The organism is Opitutaceae bacterium (assembly GCA_015075305.1).
GTDB lineage: Bacteria > Verrucomicrobiota > Verrucomicrobiia > Opitutales > Opitutaceae > UBA6669.
Genome location: JABTUS010000004.1, coordinates 191,457 through 215,731, shown reverse-complemented (window position 1 = coordinate 215,731; position 24,275 = coordinate 191,457). Strand labels below are relative to the sequence as shown.

Genomic DNA, 24,275 nt, shown 5'->3' with positions numbered 1-24,275 from the left:
GCGCGCTCAACGCCGCGCGAAGTGTGAGCCCAGGCTCAACAGCGCCCAGAGCCGTCGCGCCCGGCGTTGGTCGGCTCCACCCTTCAAGGACGCAAGCAGTGCATCCTTGTTGAGCCTGAAATTCGCGCGTGAATTCAGCCTGTCCACGGCCTCGATGAACGGCTCCTTCATCGCCCCCCCGAGGAGCCGCGCCATGTCGATGTTGAATCCGACCTTGGGGCGTTGCGCAGCCCAACGTCCCTCCGGCGAAAGCATTTCCACCAGCCGCGGCTTCGCTCCGCCCCCGTCCGTAGCGCGGGCCTCCGGCGCGGCCAGCACGCATTCCATGTATCGGCGGCCCAGATACGGCACGCGCAGTTCCTGCCCGTGCGCCATGGTGGCCGCATCGCCGTCCCGCAACAGGGTGTTCCTCAGGTAGCCCGCGACATCCGCCGCGCGAACCTGATCCCTCAGGGGCAGGGACAACAATGCCTCGCGATCGAAAACCAGCCGCCTGCCATGCCCAGCCACCGCCTTCTCCCGACCGGGAGGAAACATGGCGGCAATCTCCTCGCGCCCGAAATAGCGCCGCTTCTCGAGAAGCACCTCCTCGACCGAACCGATGGAATCGAGCAGCGACTCCAGCCTCGCGGCCCGTTCGCCACCCCGAAGCAGCCGGCACAGCCCGATTCCCGCGCGCCGAAGCACCGCGGATCCGTATCCATCTTTACGATACGCACGCATGAGCATGGCGAGGCGGGGAGGATGCCCGTAGTCGCCATGCAGCTCATCCGCCCCGGTCCCGCCAAGCACGACGACCAGCCCACGTGCGCGCGCCGCCCTTGAAATCAGCGCGAGATTGACTCCGTCCGCCGACGGCAGGTCAGGGGACGACAGCGCATCCCGCACCCAAGTGGACAATTCGTCTTCCGGAATCGTCACCGCCTCATGACGCACTCCCAGCCGCCCGGCGGTGGCCCGGGCCACGCCGATTTCGTCCCTCTCCGTCAGTCCACCCCCCAGAGTGAACGCGCGGATTCGATCGCACCCGCCAGACTTCACCGCCTGCTCGAGCAGAAGCGTTGAATCGATTCCGCCGGATAGAAAGATTCCCATCGGAACATCACTGCTCAACCGGGAGCGAACCGATTCGACAAGCCTGTCCTGGTGCAGCCCATTCCACTCAGCCGCCGGTACCGTTGCCCCCGCCGCCACCTGTTCGACCGACCAGTAGCGGTGCGGAACAAGCGCGAAGGGCAGCCCGTCGCCAAGGCTGACCTCCGCAAAGTGTCCCGCAGGAAAGCTCCGGATGGTCTCGTGGAGGGTCGCCGGCTCCCGGAAGCTTCCCGTTTCCAGGTACTCGACGATCGCGGATGAATCCAGCGACGCATCCACAAGACCCGATGCCAGCAAAGCCCGCGTCTCGGAGGCAAAACAGACACCACCGTCCGCCGTGCGTGCATGGTAGAGCGGCTTGATGCCGGCATGATCACGCGCAAGCACGAGCCTGCGCCGCGCGGCATCGTAAATCGCCAGCGCAAACATGCCGTCGATCCTTCCAAACAGCCCGCTCCCCCATTCCGAAAAGCCCCGAACCAGAACCTCCGTGTCTCCCGCGCCCTCGAATTTGTGCCCTCTGCCGGCCAGCTCTTCACGCAGCTCGCGGTAATTGTGGATCTCGCCATTGTACGTCACGACAAGCCGCGACTCCTCGGGGGAGTCGGCCGGTTGCAGGCGGGACTCCCGATCCAGGCGCATCGGCTGCGCCGCCTTCTCCGAGAGATCAATGACCTTCAGCCGCGTGTGCAGGAGGCTGAGTGAAACATCATCTGAAGGACGCACGTGCCAGACTCCCTCGCCGTCGGGTCCGCGGTGGCGCAGCGCAGCCAGGACCGCACCCTCCCGCATGCTCCCTTTCCCCGCGTATCCGGCGATTCCACACATCGTGCCCTAGCTCCTTCCCGCGCCCAGCGCATCCTCGACCGTATCAAGAAACTCCATGCGACCGCGGGCGGCCTCGATCCGCGTTTCATACACGCGTCCCGCAGCGCCCCGCATCCGCTCCAGTTCCATGCTTCCCTCCGGCGATGCCAGATGCTGAAGCAGCCGCACGAAACCGTCCGTGTCGCCATGCGCGATCCTCCAGCCGCATCCAAACCGCTGCAGGAGATCATTCAAACTGCAGGATGCCGGGCCCAGCAGCACGAACGGCCTGCCCGCCGACAGTATGTTGTACACCTTCGAGGGATGCACGCATCCGGCCATGTTCTCCCCCATGGAGACAACATGCACATCCGCCGCTCCCAGCACCGCACTCAGCGCGCCCAGCGGCTGCGACGGCAGCAGCAGCACGTTTTCCAGATTCTCACGCGTTCTTGCCTCCTCGATTGCCGCCTTGGCCAGGCCTCCTCCGACAAAGAGGAACTTGAATCGCGCATCCTGCCCCAGGATGCGCGCGGCATCGAGCAACGTGTCCAGCGGATGAACCGGACTGTGATTGCCGCTGTGCATGATCACGAACCGCTCCGTCAGGCCATGCCGGCTGCGAAATGCCCGTGAGTCGTCCCCAGCCGGACCAACGTCGAGCGGCCACAAAGGCAGGGTGACCAGCGGACGCGGACACGGCAGGTATCTCCTCACCCGCGCCTCCATGAAGCGATCCAGGACAACAACCGTAGCAGCCCGTGACATCACCCATCGCTGCGACGCCGCCAGCAGGCGTGCGGACCAGGAGGATGCAGACACGTGGCCGGAGGCGGTCGCCTGATCCGGATTGAGGTCCATGACCCAGTAAACCAACGGGAGGCGCCGCAGGCGCGCAACGGCCGTCATGAACAAGGGGAGAATCGGCGGCGACGAGCTGACCAGCATGCCGTCAAGTGAGCGCTGTGTCAGCGCCCGCAGCATCGCCCGAATGGAAAAGACAATCATGCCACCGAGGCGATCGCCAAGGCTGCCCTTGCGGTTCGCCGGCCCCTTCACCCGCCGGATGCGCGGATTCCCCCGCTCCCCCATCTCGGAAGTCAGCCGGACCTCCGGTTCATTGTAGCCCCGCTCCGGAGCCACCACCGTCACCCGCCACCCCCGCCCCGCCAGACCTTCAGCCACCTCCGCCAGGTACTGGCCGACCGCCGCAGAATCCGGCACGTAGCTCTGCGTGGCGATGAGAATGTCTCTTCTGGTATCGATCATTCCACTACGGCCGTCGCCAGTGCGGATCCCTTTTCCATGCGCGCGTTCAATGCAGCCAGTGCGGTCGCCAGTCGGCGCACGCAGGCCGACCGCGTGAAATCCCGCTCGAACCGCTGACGCCCGGCCAGGCCCATGCGCATTCGCACGCGGCAATTTTCCGCGAGCGTGCGCATGGCATCCGCCAGCGCTGCCGCATCTCCCGGCGGCACGAGCAGCCCGGTCGCTCCGTTTTCAATCACCTCCGGCACGCCGCCGGCGGCAACGCCCACACAGGGGAGTCCGCGCGCCATAGCCTCGACAAAGGCTATGCCGAAACCCTCGCGTTCGCTGGGCAGGACAAAGGCATGCGCCTCCTCGTAGCGTCGCGCGAGCGCGGCGTCGGAAAGTTCACCGGAAAACCGGACGCAGCCCGCAACGCCGAGTGTCCGCGCGTGTCGCTCGATATCCTCCGCGGCGTCTCCGGCGCCAACGACCTCCAGAGTGACGCGGACAGTCTGTCGCACCAGTCTGCTCATGGCGGCGAGAAGGACTGCGAAGCCTTTGTACAAATCCTCAATGCTCCGGTATCGTCCAAACGTGTCGCCCTTGCTCATCCGTGCCACGCAAAGGAACCTGAATTCGCCGACCGCCGGTCTCTCTCCCGATCGAGTCTCAGGAACATCGGTGTCCGTGCCCCAGCCCGTCACCTGAACGGGCGTATCCGCGAACGATCGATTGTGATGAACAAACTGCCGATGGCTGTATTGTGAACCCGCCAGAAACCCGCTCGCCCTCCGCAAACCCCAGCGATCCCTGGGACGAATTGACTTCCAGGCCTCCACACCATGCAGAATTACAAAATAGGGCCGACCCAGCCGCCTCGCCAGCATCCGCGCAACCGGTGACAGCCCAAGGTGCGCGCAGACAATCGGAACGGCCGGGGCTCCCGCCTCAATGACATGGCGTGACCCGGAAATCCGCGGCGAAAACAGCGCATGACGGCACATCGAGACATAACGGCGTCCAAATCCCCGACCTGCCGCTGCCGGCGTCGACCGGATTTCATCATTGGCCGCCAGAACCCAGGGTTCTCCCAAGCCAAGCTGCGCAAGCGCCTCATGCGCCAGCGCCGAGACGCGGGAAATGCCGTCCGACCGCGGGCCGAAGAAGGAGGGGCAAATCAGTATCGGGGTGCTTGTCATCCCGCTTGGCAGGTGGGAGGTGAGTTGCCGCCATGCGTCATGAGCATGGTGGATTCGGCGTTCGGTTTGATCCGGTGGTCACACAGCCATGAGCACCCAAATCACGCGGGAGGGCGACAGCAAACGCATGCGTACTACTCCGCATGGAGGCAAAGGGCTTCACAGGCTTCGGCGCACCCAAGCTTCCCGCGCACGACCTGTTGCGGACTCGCTCAATTCACCCGCAACAATTGGGGGATCGAGCGATTCGCAAAGGCATCAAACATCGCCGCCTCCAATCCCGTCACCGCCAGGACGGTGGCCGCATTTCCGTTCGCAGCCATGGGAAGCGCCACACCGGGCAGTGACTGGATCGGAGTCAACTCATGCACGCGGGTGATGAGTTCAGTATGCCGCCGCGCCATTCGGGGAACACAAAGAAACGTCGAGCCCCCGGCCAGGCAGTCCATGACAGCGAGCATCATGAGGCGGCGGGCCTCCGCGGCGCTCGGAAGGACCACGCGTTCATTGCTCCCTCCATCCAGCTCCCAAATGCATTCGTTTTCATGCCGCCAGATCATTCCGCCGCGATCACCCTGGAGGTGAATTTCCGGCTCGTGTGTCTGCATGCAGGCATGGGACGCCCCGAACCACAGTGCGACTCCGTCGGCAGTCCTGGCAGTGACAACACCGGTATCGAACATCTCTATGGCATTGGTGCGCCACAACCCCGCCCGAATGTCCTCGACCTTGGCCGACTCATCGAACGCATCACCGGCAAAGAAAAGCGCGAGATTCACGAAATGGGCGAAGGCATTGTTGAGCGGAGAATCGAGAACGGGGACTCCGTCCACCGCCATGCGACCCGCCCAGCCGTTCCGCGTGAAATACGAAGTCGGCCGCGGCCAGAGTCCAAGAAACCTGACCGACTGCAGTCGCCCGATCGCACCATCGAGCAGCCGCTCCTTTGCCTGCTGGACCAGCGGGTTGTAGATATCCTGAAACCCCACCGCAACAAACCGGCCGGACCGGACGGATTCCGCTGCGATCGCATCAACCTCCGCAAGCGAACTGGCGAGCGGCTTTTCGACCAGAACGTTCATCCCGGCACGCAACGCCGCAATCGTCATCCGCGCATGCCAGGCAATGCCCGTTGGTATGAGGCAGAGATCGATGCGTCCCGCCTCCCGGGAGACCATCTCCTCAAAGGTCGCGTGGAGCCGCGTGCCGTTCCTCTCCAGCATCTCCGCCTCCTCGCTCACCTCGGCCCGATTGATGACGACCGCTGCGACGAGATTCATTAGCCCCTGTTCCACCGCTTCCCTTGCAAGCTGAAGATGGATCCGGCCGTATCCGGAAATGCCAACAATGGCGACTTTGAACGGTGCCCGACTCATGTTTGTGCCGCCTCCTGCGTCCTGAAGGTCCGGTCGGAACCATCCAGCAAATGGCAACTCTCTTCGAGCGGATGTGGGTTCATCGAAAAATGCGCCATCGGGGATTGCAGGGAAAGCCTCGCCGCACCATGAAGCTTGCCTTTTCCCTCGCGACGCCACGAATCCCTGACAGTCAGAAGTGCCCCCACAACCCAACCCATCCCTGCGCATCAGACTTCCGTCTGCATCCCTATGAACCCAGCCAACAAGTACCGCCTCTTCCTCATGATGATCCTGGAAATCGGGATCTGGGGAGCCTGGCAGATCAAGATTTTCCCGTACATGGGCATGCTCGGATTCAGCGCCGGGCAGCAGGGCTGGGTGGGAAGTGTCTTTGGAATCGCCTCGGTGGTGGGCATGTTCTTCAGCAATCAGTTTGCCGACCGCAATTTTGCCGCCGAGCGCTTCCTTTCCTTCAGCCACCTGGTCGGTGGCATCGCCCTGATCGCATGCGCGTTTGTCCAAAGCTTCGCGGGCTTCTTCGCCATCTTCCTAGTCTACGGCCTGCTCTTCGTTCCCACGATCTCGGTCGCCAACTCGCTCGCCTTCGCAAACCTGAAGGATCCCGCCAGGGATTTCGGCTTCGTGCGCATGGGCGGAACGATCGGATGGATCGTCGTGAGCTGGCCGTTCATTTTCCTGCTCGGTGACAAGGCCGATGCATCGGAAACGCGATGGGTCTTCATCGTGGCGGGCGTCCTTTCACTCGTGCTGGCGGCCTACAGCCTTACTCTGCCGCACACTCCCGCCCGCACCGACGCTCAGGGACTGGACCGTCTCGCCTGGCTGCGCGCGGCGAAACTGCTTCGCCTCCCATTCGTCGCAATCCTGTTTCTCGTCACATTCATCGACTCCGTGATCCACAACGGCTACTTCGTGGTGATCGACGGGTTTCTCACACATGTCGGCATCTCCGCAAAAATGACCATGGTGGTCAGCAGCATCGGTCAGGTCGCGGAAATCGTGACCATGCTGGCCCTGGGGGCGGTTCTCAGAAAGCTCGGGTGGAAATGGACCATGATCATCGGAATCCTCGGCCACGCCGCCCGCTACGGCGTGTTCGCGCTCTTCGCGGATTCAGGCTACACCTGGCTCATTGTCTCCGTGCAGGTGCTTCACGGCATCTGCTACGCCTTCTTTTTTGCGACCGTCTACATCTTCGTTGACGCCGTGTTTCCGTCGGACGTGCGCACGAGCGCGCAGGGGGCCGCCAACCTGCTGATCCTCGGCGCCGGCATGGTTGTCTCGAGCCAGCTCTTTCCCCGGCTGGCGGCAGCCTACTCCTCCCCGCTCGGAGTCGTCGACTACCAGAAGCTGTTCCTTGTGCCGACGCTCGCCGCGATCGGCGGCATCATGCTGCTCATGCTATTCTTCCGTCCGCCGACGCACGGTCCCGGCGCGGCCGCCGCAGCACCCGATCTTCCCCACTGAGCAGCTCCCCGGCCTTCCCGTCTCTCCTCCATTTGTCATGCATTCGCCAATTCGCATCCTTGTGGTCGGCTGTGGTCACATGGGAACATCCCATGCGCGCGCCTACCACGGCCTTCCGCAGCATTTCAAGATCGTCGGCCTGGTCAGCCGCGGCGCGGAATCCCGCCGCCGGTTGAACGCCGAATTCGGAAACACATATCCTGAATTCTCCAGCTATTCGGACGCACTGGCCCACACCCGTCCCGACGCGGTTTGCATCAGCACCTACCCGGACACCCATGCAGAGTACGCGCTCGCCGCCCTCAACGCCGGCGCGCATGTTTTCCTGGAGAAGCCGCTGGCTGAGAACATCGCCGATTGTCGCCGCGTCATCGACACCGCCAAACGCATGGGAAAAAAGGTTGTCGTGGGATACATCCTTCAGGTGCATCCCTCGTGGAAGCGTTTCGTGGAGATCACGCACACACTCGGCAAGCCGCTGGTGATGCGTATGAACCTCAACCAGCAGAGTTCAGGAGCCAACTGGAGGACCCACAAGAACCTGATTGCATCGCTTTCACCGATCGTCGACTGCGGCGTTCACTACGTCGAGGTCATGTGCCGCATGACCGGTTCGCGACCCGTGCGCGTCAGCGGCATCCAGGCCCGGCTGACCGGGGACATTCCACCGGGCAAACCCAACTACGGTCAGCTTCAGGTGACGTTCGCGGACGGCTCGGTCGGCTGGTATGAGGCGGGCTGGGGGCCCATGATGAGCGAGACCGCGTTCTTCGTGAAGGATGTCGTCGGACCCCGTGGCTGCGTCAGCATCGTCGCGAAAACGGCAGGCGGCGCGGGAAGCTCCGCCGATGTGGACTCCCATTCGAAAACCGAGTCGCTGTTGCGCCACTACTCCGACCTCGGCCCCGACGGCAATTTCACGCGCAAGGATGAATGGATCGACGTGTCCGACGAGCCCAGCCACGACGAGCTCTGCCGGCGCGAGCAGGAGGTTTTCCTCAACGCCATCCGCAAGGACATCGATCTCACCGAGCACCTCGAAAGCGCCGTGGACAGCCTCAGAATCGTACTCGCCGCGGACCAGTCCGCGCGAGAGGGCCGGACAATCGAGTTGTAGGATCGCGCAGGACAAGGCGCAGCCGGGGTGCAGCGTTCGGGCTAGGTCCGAGATCGGAAATCAGGGATTCTCCGCCGGTCAATCCCGAGCCAGGTCACGACGGAGCGTGCCCCTCCAGGCGATTGGGAACCGCCCCACTGTATCCATAATTCAACTACGGATTCCAGCGCTGGAAGGCCTCGATGGCCTCGTAGTTCGCCAGCCCGAGCCCGTCATAGGTCGCGGCAAGGCCGCGATTGTGCTGCTCCGCCTGCTGCCAGGCCTCGCGCAACCCCGCGTCCACGGGCGTCTGGCTCCGCTGGCTCTTGTGATAAAAGATGGCCTGGGTCTTCTGCGCGAGCTCCCGCGGGCTGATCGGCACGGCCATGTCGATCTCGGCCGCCTCCCACGGAGTCTCGACTCCGCGATACAGCCAGACACGGCAGTCCTTGAACCACGCCTCGTCACGCAGCGCGTGACACGCCCGCCGCACGAGATCGAAACAGACCGCCGTGACCGACGACGGATCATCGCGGTCGCCCGTTGCAAAAATCTGGTGTGGGGACAACTCCCTCAGCACCTTCGTCACGACACCCAGATCCTCATCACCCGGAGCGAACTGGCGGTACCTGCCGCGCTCATAGAATGCCAGATCCAGGAATCGTATGCGTTCCTTGCCGACTCCGCAGGTCTGCAGCGAGGCGCAGGCCTCCCCGCGCCGGAGCAGTCCCTTGAGCCGGCGGATCTGTGGCGTGTCACCTTCAAACGCCGACTTCGCCTGCAATTGTTTCTGGACGTCCTTCGCAAAGCGGCCTGTCGGCCCTTCCGAGCGGTCAAACTCCCCGCTCAATTCAGCAATCAGGTCCGCCGCCATCTCCGCCTCGTCATCCGGAACCGCGAGGTTGCCCGACGTCTGATAAATCAGAGTCACATCGTGCCCCTGCTCCACCAGCCTCCGGACGGTTCCGCCCATGCCAAGGACATCGTGCGACGGCTCGGGACTGAAGATGACAACGCGTTTGGGAAACGGCTCCGCCCGCTCCGGCCGGCGGGAGTCATCCGCCTTGGGCTTGCCACCCGGCCAGCCGGTAATCGTGTGCTGAAGTTCGTTGAAGATCCGAATGTTCAGCCCGTAGGCCGGTCCCTGCTCCACCAGAAGGTCCGACATGCCATGCTCGCTGTAGTCCTCGTCGAGCAGCTTGAGCACGGGCTTCTGCAGCGTCAGCGAAAGCCAGATGACCGCCTGCCGGGTGCGGAATGGAGTCCACTCGATCGCCCCCACGAGCCAGGGGTGGCGCATGCGCGTCAGGGCGGAGGCCGCCGCCTGATCGATCATGAAGCGCACATTCGCGTGCCCCTGCAGGAAACTCGCGGGCAGCGAGTCTGTCGGCGGCTTCTCGACCGCCTGGGCGATGACCGACGCCTTTCCTTCGCCCCACGCCAGGAGCACGATCGCCCGCGCATCCAGGATCGTGCCCACCCCCATCGTGATCGCAAAACGCGGCACATGCGCATCGCCCAGGAAATCGCGCGCGGCATCGCGGCGAGTCAGGCTGTCCAGCGTCACCAGGCGGGTGCGCGAATCCCGGGTTGACCCGGGCTCATTGAATCCGATGTGCCCGGTGCGCCCAATGCCAAGGATCTGGAAGTCCAGTCCACCAACAGACTTGATCTTGTCCTCATAGCCCTTGCACCAGGCGAACACATCCGCACGGGCCACCGTGCCGTCGGGAAGGTTGATGTTCTCGTCCGGGATGTCGATGTGATCGAAAAGCTGCTTGCGCATGAACTGCCAGTAGCTTTCCGGGTGCGAGCGGGGCAGGCCGTAGTATTCGTCGAGATTGAAGGTGACGACATTCCTGAAACTCAGCCCCTCCTCGCGGTGCATGCGGATGAGCTGGCGATACAGGCGCACCGGAGTCGAACCCGTGGCCAGCCCGAGCACCGCATTCCGCCCCTCGGCCTGCCGGCTGCGGATCAGAGATGCGATTTCCTTGGCGACATGGATGCACGCATCATCGGCGCGAGGAAAAACATCAGTGGGGATGCGCTCGCGCTGCTGGGCTTCGACAAATCGCTGGCTCATGGCTGGGAAATGAGTGCGCGCACGGGCGAAGGCCCGGCGCAGAGCAATAGATGATGCGATCGGACTATTTTTTCGATGCCTTGCCTCCCATGGCGCTGGTCATCATGTTGAAGAATGTCTGGGCTTCCTTCACCAGGCGGTTCGGGTTTTCCGCGAAGGCCTTGCTGTCTGTTTCGATCGCTGCAACACCAGACCATCCGCTCTTCTTGATCTCGGCAAACAAGCCCGGGTAGTTCGCGTCGCCCTTGCCGATCTCGGTGTCGACCGCGATCTTCTTCCCATCCGCGCCCTTCTCGATGTGCTTGTCCTTCAAGTGGAGGTCATACACGCGCCCATTGTACTCCTTGAAGACCTTGGCGGCATCGAAGCCGGCCGCCGTGATCCAGCCGACATCAAGGCACACGCCAATGCGCTTGTCGCGCTTCGCAAGAATCGCCTTCACCGTGGCGGGATTGCCGTAGGTCGTCTGGATGTCGTGATTGTGGATGGCGAGCCTGATGTCGTACTCCTTCACCAACTCCTCCAGACCGTCCCATTCGTCCAGATTCTTGGGCTCGACCACGATCAGCTTGATGCCCATCCGCCGGGCGAATTCAAAAATCTTTCGATTGGCCTCCTTGTCCATCGACGTCTTTGTCACGCCAAAGGTGTAGATCGTCATGCCCTTCGCCTCCACCAACGCCTTCTTGTGCAGATTCAGATCGATCGGATCATCCGGATTCAGGTGATTGGGGATGAGCTGAAGGTACTTGATGCCGTGTTTTTCCGCGAACGCGACGGTCTGCTCGAACGTCATGTTTCGACAGGTCCACGACTGAAGGCCCAGCTTGATACCCGGCTCATCCGCCGAGGCGCGGCCGGCAAGCGCGAGCATGAATCCAACAATCAACAAACGGAGGTGAATCTTTTTCATGGGTGGGAACGTATTAGTTTCAGCGCGTTTCCGGGATGTCGACATCGTTTCGTCGTGCCGGTGCCGCCGTTTTCCCGCGCCATCTTCCGCTCGCCATCTTCATCGCCAACCCTTCAACTGATTGCTTCCAATGCCCAAAACGCTCCTGGTTACAGGTTCCTCAGGTCTCATCGGTTCGGAAGTCTGCAGCTATTTCTCCCGCGAACTGGGCTGCGTCGTGCATGGCGTGGACAACAATCAGCGGGCGATTTTTTTTGGTCCCCAGGGTGACACACGCTGGAATCAGTCGCGCCTGGCCCGGGAACTGAAGGGCTTTGTCCATCATGAACTGGACATTCGTGACCGGCCCGGCGTTCTGGCCCTTCTGGCCCGGATCAAGCCGTCCGTCATTGTGCACACGGCAGCCCAGCCATCCCACGATCGTGCGGCCTCGATCCCTTTCGACGATTTCGACACGAACGCCGTCGGCACGCTCAATCTTCTCGAAGCCGCGCGCCAGGCCTGCCCGGAGTCGCCATTCGTGCACATGAGCACGAACAAGGTCTATGGTGACGCACCGAACAGAATCGCATTGAAGGAACTGCCCACCCGGTGGGACTACGCCGATGCCGCCTACGAGCACGGGATCAGCGAATCCTTCACGATCGACCAATCCAAGCACTCCCTCTTCGGTGCATCCAAGGCCGCCGCCGATCTCATGGTCCAGGAGTACGGGCGGTACTTCAACATGCCGACCTGCTGCCTGCGCGGCGGCTGCCTCACCGGCCCCAATCATTCCGGGGTGGAACTCCACGGATTCCTGTCCTACCTCGTCAAATGCAATCTCGAGGGCCGCGAGTACAGGGTTTTTGGATACAAGGGAAAACAGGTCAGGGACAACATCCACGCCCTCGATGTCGCGCGTTTCATCGCAGCCTTTGTCGGTGCCCCGAGGATCGGGGAAGTTTACAACCTGGGCGGCGGGAAGACCAACAGCACGTCCATCCTGGAAGCATTCGAGATTGTCGCTGAATTTTCCGGGAAAAAGCAGGTTTACAGCTACACGGATCAACACCGGCTCGGCGACCACATCTGCTACTACTCCGACCTGCGGAAGATGAAGGCACACTACCCCGGATGGGACATCACGCAGACGCTCGTGGATACCGTGCGTCAGATAGTGGAAAGCTGGTTGCGCAGGAATTCCGTCTGAATGTTCGCCACCAAGACGCGGCTCCGCAATGCGCCCCCTGCCTCCCTTGCGCCTGTATTCCGTCATCATCCCTGCGAGGGATGAGGAGGAGTCGCTGCCCGAGACCGTTCGCGCAATCTTCGAGCGCTTTACGGCGGCGGGTATCCCCCACGAGATCGTGGTGGTCGACGACGGCTCGAAGGATCGCACCTGGCAGGTGCTCCAGGAGCTCAAGGCGAGTCGTATACCCACCCTGATTCCATTGCAGAACACAGGACTTCACGGCTTTGGCCGGGCCATCATTCACGGATTGAACAATAGCTCGGGCGACGCCGTCGTGATCATGATGGCCGACGCATCGGACTCACCTGATGACGCGGTGACCTACTGGAACCTGCTGAATTCCGGCAGGGAGTGCGTCTTCGGCAGCCGATTCATCAGGGGAAGCAGGGTCGTCGACTACCCACGCGTCAAGCTGCTGGTCAACCGTCTGGCCAACCTGTTCATCAAAAGTCTCTTCGCCATTTCGCTCAACGACACGACCAACGCCTTCAAAGCCTATCGTCGCACCGTGATAGATGGCTGCCGGCCTTTGCTTTCTCCGCATTTCAATCTGACGGTCGAACTTCCGCTCAAGGCGATTGTCCGAGGCTATTCTTGGACAATTACTCCCATTCACTGGCAGAATCGCAGGTACGGCACTGCCAAGCTGAAGATCAAGGAAATGGGAAGCCGTTATTTCTTCATTTGCATGTACGTCTGGCTCGAAAAGTTCTTCAGCCGCGGCGACTACCACCGTCAATAGCCGCATCACCCGCCCGAAACAGCGGCGCGGCTGTCAGTAGTAACACGCCTTTCGGTAGATTCCCGTTGTCCTGCCCGACGGGGAATGCCATGCTTCGCGGCAGTTCAAGCACCAGCTCCGGATGATGAATGACCTAACCAAAACACGATTCCCACGCCGGGCAGCTCCCTTGCTGGCGGCTCCCTTGCTGGCCATTGCGCTCCTTGTCACCGGCTGCGAAACCACGCAGGTCGCAACCCGCCCGCAGGACCTCTCGAGCTTCGCGAATTCCGCGCAGAAACTGCGCGAGGGCGACTTGATCAAGATTTCCTTTCCGGCCTCACCCAATCTGGATGCCCAGCAAACAATCCGCCCGGACGGCAGAATCACTCTCGCCATGCTGGGCGAACTGCGCGTCGTGGGAATGACGCCACTGGATCTGGAGGCCGAACTGGCCAAGCGCTACGCCAGTCAGCTTGTTTCCAATGAGGTGATAGTGTCCGTTGTTTCCTCATCGTTCTCAGTCTTCGTCTCGGGTGCCGTCAATTCCCCCGGCAAAATTCAGACGGATCGCCCCTTGACTCCCCTGGAGGCCATTCTCCAAGTCGGCGGTTTCTCACCTTTGGCCAAAACAACCGCCGTCGATGTCATACGTACCGAGAACGGAGTGACCCGAAAAATCACACTCAATTTGCAAAGCATTTTGGATGGCCAACAGGTGGAACAGATCTACCTGATTCCCAACGACATTGTTATCGTACCCGAGAAATTCCGCTGGTTTTGAGAATTGTCGGAGCCCCTTACACTTCCGCCGTCTACTGAAAACTAGTATTTATTACCTAGGTATATTTCCGGATCATGAAACTTCGAGACTGTAACGTCATACCATACGCCTCTTTACGCTATGCCACGTTGTGCGATTCGCCTGTCGCGACCTCACCATCGCAATCGATTGCAACTGAGCCTGTTTCTTGCGTCGACAAGCGTTACAGGGAAAGAGACTTTCGCAGGCTTTGATTCGAACAATAAGCGGATTTATAGTTTTATAAGTTGATAATAAAAAATAGATTACATCGCCTTGGTTCGATACTTTAGCTTGATGGCACAAACTCTGCTTAAAAACCTAACCAAATAGCCGCTTGTTTACTCAAATGACTCGTACCTTTCTTGCAGCCGCCGTATTGAGCACAGCGCTTGCCGTTCAGGCTTCAGCGCAGTCCAAGTATGGTCTTGGCGGCACAGTCAATTCACCTTCGCCGACGCCAGCTCCGGTGGTTCCAACGCCGCCTCCGGTCACTCCGCCTCCGGTCACGCCGCCGCCGGTCACGCCGCCGCCTGTGGCACCTGTTTACAGCTCCCCGCTGCTTTTGGGGCAGTCTTCATCAGGACAGGTTCCCACGCTTGACTCAGTATTCACTGCCCTTTCCTCGCAGATCACCAATTACAACAATTACAACCCATTCGACCTTAGCCAGGCCACTTTGAACGGTGCGAGCCAGACGCTTGTGTCATCATCGAATACGCCGCCGCCGAGCACAGGCGGATCCAAGTATTCGCTGGGCGGTGGCACGTCATCGACGCCAACGCCACCGCCATCCGGCCCCACCAGCATCAATATCGATGTCACCGGCTGGTCCTATCTCGTCCTCCAATGGGGAAGCACCAACTATCACTTCTACGTGGGTGATACCAGCGGCCTGAAGACCTTCACCGGCTCCGCCCCTCTGTCATCCTACACGTTCTTCACATCTGCGGCTGGCGCACCGGGCACTACCTCGGTTCCCGACGGCTTGTCGACCCTTGCAGCCCTGAGCTTCGCAGCAGCGATCATGGGATTGCTCCGGCGTTACTGGGATCACAAGAAGTAATCTTTCTGCCCTCCGATTCATAACAAAAAAACCGGTGGTTCCTCGTGGGCCACCGGTTATTTTGTGCAAGAAATTGGAGGGGCGTGCTTTGTCATGCCCAGGGTTCGTGCGTCATGCCAAGACGTCCGTGCATTTTATCATCGACCCTTTCCACCTCCTCTCCGCGTGCTTCGCGGCTTCGCGTGAGACTCTCCGCCGAAATTTCGGCATGCGCGGTCCCGAGGTCACGACAAAGCGTGCCCCTCCAAGCGACCGTCGCCCCCCTCCGTTGGAGGGGCATGCTTTGTCATGCCCAAGGTTTGTGCGTTACGCCATAGCGCCGGCGGTTCCGCGTTCAAGCCAACGCAACTCCACGTCCCCCGCCCGTCAACCCTCGCTCGCAGGCTTTTGCAGGCCCAGCTTGTCCATCAGGTCGTAAAGTGTCGGACGACTGATGCCCAGTTCCACAGCAGCGGGTGACATTTTTCCGCCATGCTTCTTCAGGGCATTGCTGATCATTTCCCGTTCCAAGGATTCGCGGGCATCCTTCAACGTCGTCGCCGCACCGGCTGCCGCAAATGGATCGAGCTCCAGATCAGCGGCCGTCAGGCGATTGCTTTCCCCCATGATGACCGCCCGGCGCACTCGGTTCTGCAGCTCCCGAATGTTGCCGGGCCACCGGTGACGGTGAATCGCCCGCAACGCCTCCTGGCTGAAAGCCATGTTGTGGCGATTGTTTTCCGCGGCGAATCGGTGCATGAACGCTTGGGCAATCAACCTCAGGTCATCGCCACGATCCCGCAGCGGCGGAAGCTGAAGTCGCACAACCGCCAACCGATAGAAAAAATCCTCGCGGAAAGCACCTTCCTTGATCGCCTTGTCGAGATCGGCATTGGTCGCAGCCAGAACTCGCGTATCAACCTGGATCTCCCCCTTTCCTCCGATCCGCTCAATGGTCTGCTCCTGCAGGAAGCGGAGCAGCTTGACCTGGATGGCGAGCGGTATCTCACCGATCTCATCCAGAAAGAGCGTGCCCTTGTGCGCATGCTCGATGCGTCCCTTTCGCTGCATGTGCGCTCCCGTAAACGCGCCCTTTTCATGACCGAACAACTCACTTTCCAGCAAGGTCTCGGGAATCGCGCTGCAATTGATCGCGACAAAGGCTTCGCTCCTGCGATTGCTCAGATCGTGGATCGCCCGCGCGGCGACTTCCTTTCCGGTGCCACTCTCGCCAAGGATCAAAACCGGGGCGTCACTGGCCGCGACCTTGCGAATGGAATTGAACACCCCCTGCATCACGGGGCTGTTGCCAATCATTCCGCCAAACCCATCGGTGGGCGCAGTCTGCTGGATCGCACGGTAGTCAATCTCCAGTTGAGCCACATTGAAGCAGCGTTTTAGAAGCAGCTTCAGCTCTTCAACATCGACCGGTTTCGCTAGGAAATCGTAGGCACCCGCGCCAACTGCCTCAAGTGCGGTGCGTCGCTCATTCTGGCCCGAGGCAATGACCACCTTTGTCCGGCTGGCAATATCCAGAATCTGCGCCAGCACCGCCAGGCCCTCCTCGGGTGAACCCGTGTGGGGCGGCAGGCCGAGGTCAAGGAGCACAACCATCGGCTTGTGAGCCAGAAACGCCTCAATTGCCGATTGCCGGTCGCCGGCTTGAATGACGTCGTATTCGGACGCCAGCGCCCAGCGCAGTTGCGTGCGAATCTCGTCGTCGTCGTCGACAATCAGAAGCGTGGGTTTCTTCATCTATGATTCAAAAGCGAGACCATCCGAAATTGCCAAAGTCCGCCACCGGAAACGATCCATTTCGAACCAAGAACGCGAACCAAATTGAAAAGACCCCTTGCCAGCGATTTCCGCGTGAATTTTTCCAACGTCGTTTTTCCATGGGCGTCCCCAGGTCACGACGGAGCGTGCCCCTCCATTTGATCGCCGCCCCCCTGCGGTCCATCCCCGGTCCGGGCTCCGCCGCTCGCACCCAGCGGCAGGTGAATTCCAAAGCTCGACCCCTTCCCAATCTCGCTATCCACGGAGAACCGTCCGCCATGCGCTTCGACGATCATCCGGCTCTGAAACATGCCGATGCCCATCCCGTTTTTCTTCGTGGTCTTGAATGCCTTGAAAAGCGAATGCGCGAGGAACTCGGAACTCATGCCGCACCCATTGTCCGCCACGCTCACCACGACCCAAGAACTGCTCTGACGGGATGCAACCACCACCCTGCCCGGCCTGTTCCCGCCCGCGATCACCGCATCTCTGGCATTGAGCAGCAGGTTCGTGATCACAGTCGTGATTTGCTCGCGATCGTGCAGGACGGAGGGAAGTCCTGACGCGAGATTCCGATCGAGTTGGATTTCGGCGGACGTCTCCCAGACTTCCAGCGCCCTTGCGATCGTCTCATTGATGTCGCCCGGCTGCGGATTGATTTTGAGTTCGTTGCGCATCTCGCCCATGCGGGTGATGAGCGAGTTCATGTGGGTCACCGTCTTCGTTATTCCACGCAGGGCATCCGCGCGAAACTCCGGGTTGTCCCAGTGCAGCGGCAGATTGGGCAGCATGAGGTTGAGCGTGGAGGCCGCATTTTTCAGGTCATGGACGAAAAACGTCGCCATTGTCCGAAACGCCTCACGCTCTCGCGACTGCGCTGCCTGGAGGGACAACTGCAGCGCAAGCAGGCTGTTCGAAACATGATTGGCAATGCATCGCAGCATGTCCGCATCCTGAGCATCAAAACCATGACGGCTTCCGTGCACCCGATCTCCCAGCAGGATAAAGCCCAGAAAGGCTCCGCGGCACTGAAGTGGAGCGGCAATACGATGGCCGCCGGTTAGGAAAGTCTGGGGGTGGCACTTTCGCAGGACTTCAGCCCATGCTTCATTTGAGGAATCGAAATCGATGGCATCCAGGTTCCCGCGAAAATATGCCATCACAACAGAAACGGCATCCGGATCCGGTTCCAGTTTTCGCCATTCCGATTCGGGAATCGAAGTGGAGGCAACGCAAACAAGCCCATCACCCTCCTCATTTGCCACCCAGAGGGCCACGGACTGCGCCTGAAAAACCTCCGCCACCTGTCTCACCATGTCGCGCGCCAGATCATCCCGATTCTGATGAATGGACGAGTGGTCTGTAAACTTCCGCCAGACAGTGCGGTAATCGTAGTAGGGACGCTGGAAGTTGCGGCTGACGAATCTCCTGAGCTCATCGCGAAGCTTTGCGGACTGCAGCGACAGGATCAATCCAAGCAACAGAACCAGAACAATCAGCGCATTGACGCCAATGGCCCGCTCATCACCCAAGTATACGGTGACCCTTGAAACCACACCAACGAGGATCAAATAGACTCCAACGATCAGAATCGTGAGCGAACCACGGATGACGGACGGAGATGGATAGACATCGAACCGAAAATGCCCGGCTCGCCTAAACCCCAGGAACATGACAACCGAAGCCGCCACCAAGGCCGCCGAATTGAAGATCTCGTACTGTGGATTGAACTCTCTGACCGTAAGCGCGTGAGTGCAGGTATAGATCCGGGCAACGAAGAGCACGGTCAGACCAAGCAAGAGGAACTTGATGCGCCATCGGATGGTTCCGACAGCCGCCCGATACGTCCGCTCAAAGTTCGTCATCACGACGACGGCCGACAACAGCAACACACCGTGCGAGACCATCGCGGACCATCCCAATTGCAGGGTAGCCTGAAAGGCAAAGAGGTTGGGACGGATCGCCACCAGGAGATCATCGTGAAACAGAAGCGTGGTCGCTGGCGGTACCAGACACAGGATGGTAAGAACGGCCTTCTTGGCGAAGGGGAGTCTCCTCGCATGCTCGAGGGCGAAGGTCATGCTGAAGTAAATCCACGGGGCCGGTAGAAATGACAGGGCGACCAGGCGCCATTCCTGCCAGCGGATCAATTCGGCCGGGCCGGGCATGCTCTGGGCCAATCCAGAGAAAGCCGCCTCCGCAGCGAAAACGAGCATGCCCACCGCATACGCCACTCTCACCCGCCTCCGGTCCTGTCCCAAGAGGACGGCAATCGCCATCCCGAGTCCCAAAAGGCTCCCCAAGTAGGCCAGTGTCACGTAAAATGTCATTGTCAGTGAACGAGTCCAGTCACGTCCAAACGGATGTGATCACAAGCTCCATGATTTCAGGAAATACAACCCATTCTATTTCTGCAGGACTCAAGGCAGCAAGGTGATCATCCAAACTTGAACCGACACCGGCACAAGGTATTGACCACAGATCAACGCAGAAACGATCCGAATTTGGCCAATTCTTCCGAGTCTTTCGACATCGCAAACTGACCTCAGATTTCTGAGTTCTGCCTGATGATTTCCTTTCCGAACTGGAGGGGCACGCTCCGTCGTAACCTGGGTTCGCACGCCAGACCACAACGCCGGAAATTTCGCGTTCAACCCATCGCTGCTCGCAAGATGAACCATCCGGCGTCGTTTCGCCTCGCGCGTCCCCCGGGCACGACAAAGCGCGCCCCTCCATTCTGCGAGAGATCCCTAAACGCAAAAAGGGCCGGGCGTTCATAACGCCCGGCCCTTTGAAGTTGTGAAGGATCTACTTTGTTACCGTCAGCTTAGCTGAGGCGGCGGCGAGCGAAGAAGCCAACGCTTACGAGGCCGAGCCCAAGGAGAACTGCCGTCATGCCACCATCCGCAACGCGCTGGGAAGTGATCGTGCCCGAGAAGGAGTTGCTGATTCCACCGGCGCGAAGATCATCCAGCGTCTTGACTGACGAGAACTGGAAGGTCAGCGTATTGATGCCACCCGCATCATTGTAAAGAGCGAGCAGATCGGCGTTTGAACCCGCATAGACAATGTTCGAAAGATTCAGCGATGCGAGGTAGTTGAGCGTACCACCCGCACCGAGCTGCGAAATCGAATTCCACGCGAGGTCAGCGGTAAGGGTATAGGTTCCGTCGAAGATCGACATCGTACCGACACCGGTCACCGCAGCAGTCACGGCACCCGGTCCAATGACCCATCCGCCTACGGGCGCAATGATGGAGCCATTCGCGGTACCAATAGCTGAACCGCTCGTGACATCGAAGTTTGGAACCGCCGAGAAATCGAATTTTCCGGCGCCAAGGAAATTAATCGTGGCATCGGTCGAGCTCGAGTAGTTGAACGAAACAGCCTTCGCGGGGGTCACCGCAGCGAGGGCTGCAGCTACCACGAGCCACGAGGCGGACTTTAGGGATGCTAGTTTCATGGGATGAAGTTACGGGTTAAAGGATTTGATAGTTTGCCGTCTCGATTCAATAAGCAATAGGCGTGCCAACCTAAACAAAGTTTATAACAATCATAATATCAGCAGCTTAGCAATAATGCCCCTCGACTAAGCCATCGAACATCGCTTTCAATTCGTAAAGAAAGTCGACAAGGCAGCGATGTCATCCACAAGTCAGTAATCAACGTATTGTCTATCATTAACTTACTAAATTGTGACAACTGTAAACTCACCGTTCAATCCAATCAGACAGAAAGCCTGAAAGCCAAGCTCTTTATAATGAATATTTTACAATTGTCTCTGACACTTGTTCTCAGGACTTCCGACTCCGAACTTAGACCTCTGCATGGCGCTCGCTGCTTCCTAAAACGGATATCCGGTTTTCAGCCAGCTCCATCTGAAGTCAAAAGCCTCCGCAGTGGATCGAGCGACAGGATAGACTGGTTTCGGATCCTGTTGAACAACAGAGCGAACAGCGCGATCTACCCATGCGGTCTCAACCTTTCATGGCCTTGATGGCCGCCTGAGCCGACTCCGCCATCGCACCGGTCAATCCGAGCTCAAGCGACTTCTCCAGCGCTGCCTGGGCCTTGCCGGGGTCCTTCAAGGCCTGCTGCGACATCCCCAGGTAATACCACACCTCAGGGTCGCTCGGCCTCCCACCTTTCGCCGTTTCCATCAGGACTACTGCCCGACGGTGCTCTCCCTGCCGGTACACCGCGATTCCCAGTGCTTTCGCCAAATCACTGTCGCTCGGAAAGGCGATGCGCGCCTTGGTCGCCAGCTCAATGGTTCGCTTGTCGTTGGATGCGGAAATCGAGAGCAGGATCGCAAGCTTCCGCTGTGCTGGCGAAAAGTCCGGATACTTGGTCAGGAGCTGCTCCAAAATCTTGATCGCGTCATCCGGCGCCGTTGTTGCCAACGCAGATATCATCAGCGCCGGGAGGTCCTCCGGATTCATCGCAAGTCGACGCTCGGCAAGGTCGCGAACAGCCAGCGGATTCTCCAGACCGGCAATGAGTTGCAGGGATTCCCGATCACTCTCATTGGGCGCAAGTGCGAGCGCCTGCTGAAGCGCTGACTTCGCCTCTGCAACCCGTCCGATGGCGAATGCAGCCTTGGCAAGATCCAACCTAACGGCGGCATTCCTTGGTTGAGCCCGGGCGACATCGTCAAGAACGGGATACGCTGCGGAAAAGTCTCCGGCCATGAGAGCCAGGCCCCCATTTAGGGACAACACCTCCAAATCATCGGGCACGAGCTTTCGAGCAGCCTTCGCAAACTCGGTCGCCTCGGCAATATTCCCCTTGGCTTTCAACATGCGTGCGAGCGCCGTCATCGCCTTCGCGTTTTGCGGATTCAGCTTCAATGCCACACGCTGAGTGGCAATTGCAGCGTCGATTTTGCCTTCCTTCTCCTGCCGAATCGCGAGTTGTCCGACGGCGAATGGATCCTGCGGACTCTCCCGCACATAGCGCTCAAGGACTTCGGTCGAAACCCCGGACTCTGCTGCATTGAGCAATGCCAGTCGCGATGGAATCTCCGCAGCCTCCGGGAATTTCCCCTTTAACCGAAGGGCCTCTTCAAACGCCGCTTTCGCCGCCTTCGCATCGCCCAGCATGTAATAGTTCATCGCCAGGTGATACTGAACCTCGGCATTGTCCGTCAGCTTGCCGGCACTGTCCATCAGAAGCGTTTGCGCCGTGGCGTAATCACCCTGCTTGTGCAGAATCCAGCCCGCCGTGTCGGCTATGACCGGATCAGCCGGCCACGCGTCACGCGCTCGCTTCGCAAGCTCACCCGCCTTCTTGAGATCGTTGAAGTTTCGAAGATACAGACTGGCGAGATTGTTGAGCGCCGGAGCGAACTGGGGATTCACAGCCAGGATTCTCTCATACGCATCCCGCGCCTTGGTGTATTCCTTCTGCTGTTCGTAAATCACCCCCTGCATGAGAATCGCACTCGTATCGCGCGGGTTCCGCTTTTCGACCTGCAGCAGGTTTTCCAATGCGCGGGCTGAATCGTTGGTATCCAGGTAAATCTTCGCCAGAAACATGTAGGCGGATGTCAAATTGGGATCCAATTCAATTGCCTTCCGAAACTGGACTGCCGCCTGAGTCGCATCCCCCTGCACGAGCTTGAGGCGCCCAACCAACTGTATCAGCCTCGCATCCGATGGCTTGGAAGCCAACGCGACATTCAATCGCTTTTGCGCTCGGTCAAACTGACGGTCGGCGACGTCCATCTCGAGCAGTTGCTCAAGTGCGGGATAGGCTGTCGGCTCATACGATCTCGCGAGTTCCAGCGCACGGCGCGCGGCGTCAACCTGTCCGAGCGCGCGCAGCGTAACGCCCTTTCCATAGTGCACGCGCTCGTCAATCGGAGTTCGGGCTTCGAGTACCTTGTACACGCCCAAGGCACCTTGGAAATCTCCCAAGCCGCGAAAGGCGTCGGCGAGCAGGAATTGCGCATCCACATTGTTGGGATTCTTCTCCAGATACCGACTGAGAGAAGTCACCGCTGCGCTGCGATTCCCCTGGCGGGTATCGATCTCAGCAAGCGTTGTTATCGCTTGATCATAGTCTGGGTTGATCGCAAGAACCTGATTGAGGCTGGCAATTGCTTCAGTCGTCTCATTCCGCGCCAGGAGCACACGCGCCTTTTCAAAATGGGCGTCAGCCACCTGCGGGTACATCTGTACAAAGGCATTCGCCTTCACCAAGGCCTTTGCCGTATCTCCCCGGGCCAATGCCAGTCGTATGCCAAGCAGGAGTGCTTCGTGGTTGCTTCCGTCTTTCGCCAGCATGCGGTCCGCCAGCGCCTCAGCCTCACCAAATTTCCTTTCACGCATCAGCAGTTCCGCAAGTCGAAGGCCCGCGGGGTAGAAGTCAGGCGCGGCCTTGAAAGCCTCGTCCAAGTACTTTTTGGCACCGTCAACATCTCCCCGGTTGTACTTGAATAGCGCGTATTGGATGCGGCGCGGGGAACGCATGTCCGATAGTTCAGCGGCCTTGGCGAAGGCCGCCTCAGCCTTGGCCATATCCTTGTGGTTCATCCAGATCGCTCCCAACACGCTAAAGGCCGCCGCTGACGGGTGCGTCGCCGTTGCTGCACGTTCCAGCAAAGCAGTGGCCTGCGCCAGATCACCAGACCTGGCCGCCAGTATGCCCTTGCCCGTGAGAACTGAGGGCAGTTCGGCAGCGGACGCTGGCAATGCGTTCAGCAACGTTTTGGAAGCAGCGACTTGCGCCGGCGTGTTGCTGGCCTCAGCCAGGGTCACCGGAACCTCAAGCACGCTTGGGTCAATCTTGATGATCGCCGCCGCCTCTGCGAACGCCGCGGTCGGGTTGCCAACCGCCATGTACACCGAGGCCAGCTTTCCGCGCGCCCAAAGGTCATTGGGATCAATTTCGGTAGCCCGCTTCAGCAAGGGAAAGGCGCGCGCGAGCCTCCCTTGTCCCAAATAGATCGCTCCCAGCCGACCCATCGCGTGCGCATTCTGCGGGTCGTCACCCAGGGCGTTTAGGTATTCGATTTCAGCCCGATCGTACTTGTTCTCCGCCACAAACTCATCACCCCGCTTAATGGCTCGATCCTTTCTCGCCTCAGCCGAGCACCCCGCGAGGAACGCAACGCCAAGACACGGCAAAAAAACAGTCAATAGCAGGCCGCTTGATCTGATAAACGGGGATTTGTTGGGACGCATAATCAATCAGTTTTGTAAAGTGGAGTATCGGCCCAGCGTTCCGCAGGTCAACCCCGCGACAGGCAGCGCGACTCAACACTCAATTTCTTTCTCGAACCAAATTCCCGCGTGCCAGAAACATCCCACAGCTACCGCCGACAGTAAGGCCACGGAACTGCGATTCCATTGCTGCGAAACGACTTTCCGCGATTGCCAAAGACCAACGATAGGCAACCGA

The 24,275-nt window shown here is 59.9% G+C and carries 16 protein-coding genes; 6 read left to right on the top strand and 10 right to left on the bottom strand.

The features are described from left to right. Nucleotides 1–6 precede the first annotated feature (6 nt). The 4 genes from asnB to HS122_09650 form a co-directional block, all read right to left on the bottom strand. Nucleotides 7–1,923 (bottom strand): asparagine synthase (glutamine-hydrolyzing), encoded by a 1,917-nt coding sequence (gene asnB, locus HS122_09665; protein ID MBE7538665.1) that lies wholly within the window; start codon nt 1,921–1,923, stop codon nt 7–9. Between the two features lie 6 nt (nt 1,924–1,929). Continuing rightward, entirely contained in the window at nt 1,930–3,171 is a 1,242-nt protein-coding gene (locus HS122_09660) for a glycosyltransferase family 4 protein (protein MBE7538664.1), read from the bottom strand. Continuing rightward, nucleotides 3,168–4,352, bottom strand: a complete 1,185-nt coding sequence (locus HS122_09655) for a glycosyltransferase (GenBank protein ID MBE7538663.1) — start codon at nt 4,350–4,352, stop codon at nt 3,168–3,170. The genes HS122_09660 and HS122_09655 overlap by 4 nt, the downstream gene beginning before the upstream one ends. 212 nt (nt 4,353–4,564) lie before the next feature. Beyond that, on the bottom strand, nt 4,565–5,728 hold the full coding sequence (locus tag HS122_09650) for a Gfo/Idh/MocA family oxidoreductase (protein MBE7538662.1): 1,164 nt from the start codon (nt 5,726–5,728) through the stop codon (nt 4,565–4,567). A 231-nt stretch (nt 5,729–5,959) separates the two neighbouring features. On the opposite strand from HS122_09650, the gene HS122_09645 reads away from it, so the two are divergent. Together HS122_09645 and HS122_09640 are read left to right on the top strand one after the other, a co-directional pair. Further along, a complete protein-coding gene (locus HS122_09645; GenBank protein MBE7538661.1) occupies nt 5,960–7,198 on the top strand; it encodes an MFS transporter in 1,239 nt (412 codons plus the stop codon). Nucleotides 7,199–7,235: 37 nt separating this feature from the next. Beyond that, nucleotides 7,236–8,315, top strand: a complete 1,080-nt coding sequence (locus HS122_09640; protein ID MBE7538660.1) for a Gfo/Idh/MocA family oxidoreductase — start codon at nt 7,236–7,238, stop codon at nt 8,313–8,315. Nucleotides 8,316–8,469: 154 nt separating this feature from the next. On the opposite strand, the gene nagB is transcribed toward HS122_09640, so the two are convergent. Then, the gene (gene nagB / locus HS122_09635) at nt 8,470–10,380 is read right to left on the bottom strand and encodes a glucosamine-6-phosphate deaminase (GenBank protein MBE7538659.1); all 1,911 of its coding nucleotides are present in this window, start codon (nt 10,378–10,380) and stop codon (nt 8,470–8,472) included. 64 nt (nt 10,381–10,444) lie between these two features. Next, on the bottom strand, nt 10,445–11,293 hold the full coding sequence (locus HS122_09630) for a sugar phosphate isomerase/epimerase (protein ID MBE7538658.1): 849 nt from the start codon (nt 11,291–11,293) through the stop codon (nt 10,445–10,447). 130 nt (nt 11,294–11,423) lie between these two features. On the opposite strand from HS122_09630, the gene HS122_09625 reads away from it, so the two are divergent. From HS122_09625 to HS122_09610, 4 genes are all read left to right on the top strand, one after another. Next, nucleotides 11,424–12,485 (top strand): NAD-dependent epimerase/dehydratase family protein, encoded by a 1,062-nt coding sequence (locus HS122_09625; protein ID MBE7538657.1) that lies wholly within the window; start codon nt 11,424–11,426, stop codon nt 12,483–12,485. 28 nt (nt 12,486–12,513) lie between these two features. Continuing rightward, on the top strand, nt 12,514–13,269 hold the full coding sequence (locus HS122_09620; GenBank protein MBE7538656.1) for a glycosyltransferase family 2 protein: 756 nt from the start codon (nt 12,514–12,516) through the stop codon (nt 13,267–13,269). Between the two features lie 295 nt (nt 13,270–13,564). Continuing rightward, entirely contained in the window at nt 13,565–14,032 is a 468-nt protein-coding gene (locus HS122_09615) for a polysaccharide biosynthesis/export family protein (protein ID MBE7538655.1), read from the top strand. 367 nt (nt 14,033–14,399) lie between these two features. Beyond that, nucleotides 14,400–15,116 carry a hypothetical protein gene (locus tag HS122_09610; GenBank protein MBE7538654.1) on the top strand — a complete coding sequence of 239 codons (717 nt, stop codon included), beginning with the start codon at nt 14,400–14,402 and terminating at the stop codon, nt 15,114–15,116. Nucleotides 15,117–15,482: 366 nt separating this feature from the next. On the opposite strand, the gene prsR is transcribed toward HS122_09610, so the two are convergent. The 4 genes from prsR to HS122_09590 all read right to left on the bottom strand — a co-directional run bounded on the left by prsR (nt 15,483) and on the right by HS122_09590 (nt 24,013). Continuing rightward, nucleotides 15,483–16,850: a PEP-CTERM-box response regulator transcription factor gene (gene prsR / locus HS122_09605; protein MBE7538653.1), complete on the bottom strand. Its 1,368-nt coding sequence runs from the start codon at nt 16,848–16,850 to the stop codon at nt 15,483–15,485. A 155-nt stretch (nt 16,851–17,005) separates the two neighbouring features. Next, nucleotides 17,006–19,201, bottom strand: a complete 2,196-nt coding sequence (prsK, locus tag HS122_09600; protein MBE7538652.1) for a PEP-CTERM system histidine kinase PrsK — start codon at nt 19,199–19,201, stop codon at nt 17,006–17,008. 497 nt (nt 19,202–19,698) lie between these two features. Then, a complete protein-coding gene (locus tag HS122_09595) occupies nt 19,699–20,334 on the bottom strand; it encodes a hypothetical protein (protein MBE7538651.1) in 636 nt (211 codons plus the stop codon). 514 nt (nt 20,335–20,848) lie between these two features. Next, complete coding sequence (locus tag HS122_09590) at nt 20,849–24,013, bottom strand: tetratricopeptide repeat protein (GenBank protein ID MBE7538650.1); 3,165 nt, start codon at nt 24,011–24,013, stop codon at nt 20,849–20,851. Nucleotides 24,014–24,275 lie beyond the last annotated feature (262 nt).

Bases quoted from the DNA above. Each gene is read 5' to 3' on its own strand.
- asnB (MBE7538665.1), bottom strand. From the start codon at position 1,923: ATGTGTGGAATCGCCGGATACGCGGGGAAAGGGAGCATGCGGGAGGGT.
- HS122_09660 (MBE7538664.1), bottom strand. From the start codon at position 3,171: ATGATCGATACCAGAAGAGACATTCTCATCGCCACGCAGAGCTACGTG.
- HS122_09655 (MBE7538663.1), bottom strand. From the start codon at position 4,352: ATGACAAGCACCCCGATACTGATTTGCCCCTCCTTCTTCGGCCCGCGG.
- HS122_09650 (MBE7538662.1), bottom strand. From the start codon at position 5,728: ATGAGTCGGGCACCGTTCAAAGTCGCCATTGTTGGCATTTCCGGATAC.
- HS122_09645 (MBE7538661.1), top strand. From the start codon at position 5,960: ATGAACCCAGCCAACAAGTACCGCCTCTTCCTCATGATGATCCTGGAA.
- HS122_09640 (MBE7538660.1), top strand. From the start codon at position 7,236: ATGCATTCGCCAATTCGCATCCTTGTGGTCGGCTGTGGTCACATGGGA.
- nagB (MBE7538659.1), bottom strand. From the start codon at position 10,380: ATGAGCCAGCGATTTGTCGAAGCCCAGCAGCGCGAGCGCATCCCCACT.
- HS122_09630 (MBE7538658.1), bottom strand. From the start codon at position 11,293: ATGAAAAAGATTCACCTCCGTTTGTTGATTGTTGGATTCATGCTCGCG.
- HS122_09625 (MBE7538657.1), top strand. From the start codon at position 11,424: ATGCCCAAAACGCTCCTGGTTACAGGTTCCTCAGGTCTCATCGGTTCG.
- HS122_09620 (MBE7538656.1), top strand. From the start codon at position 12,514: ATGCGCCCCCTGCCTCCCTTGCGCCTGTATTCCGTCATCATCCCTGCG.
- HS122_09610 (MBE7538654.1), top strand. From the start codon at position 14,400: ATGACTCGTACCTTTCTTGCAGCCGCCGTATTGAGCACAGCGCTTGCC.
- prsR (MBE7538653.1), bottom strand. From the start codon at position 16,850: ATGAAGAAACCCACGCTTCTGATTGTCGACGACGACGACGAGATTCGC.
- prsK (MBE7538652.1), bottom strand. From the start codon at position 19,201: ATGACATTTTACGTGACACTGGCCTACTTGGGGAGCCTTTTGGGACTC.
- HS122_09595 (MBE7538651.1), bottom strand. From the start codon at position 20,334: ATGAAACTAGCATCCCTAAAGTCCGCCTCGTGGCTCGTGGTAGCTGCA.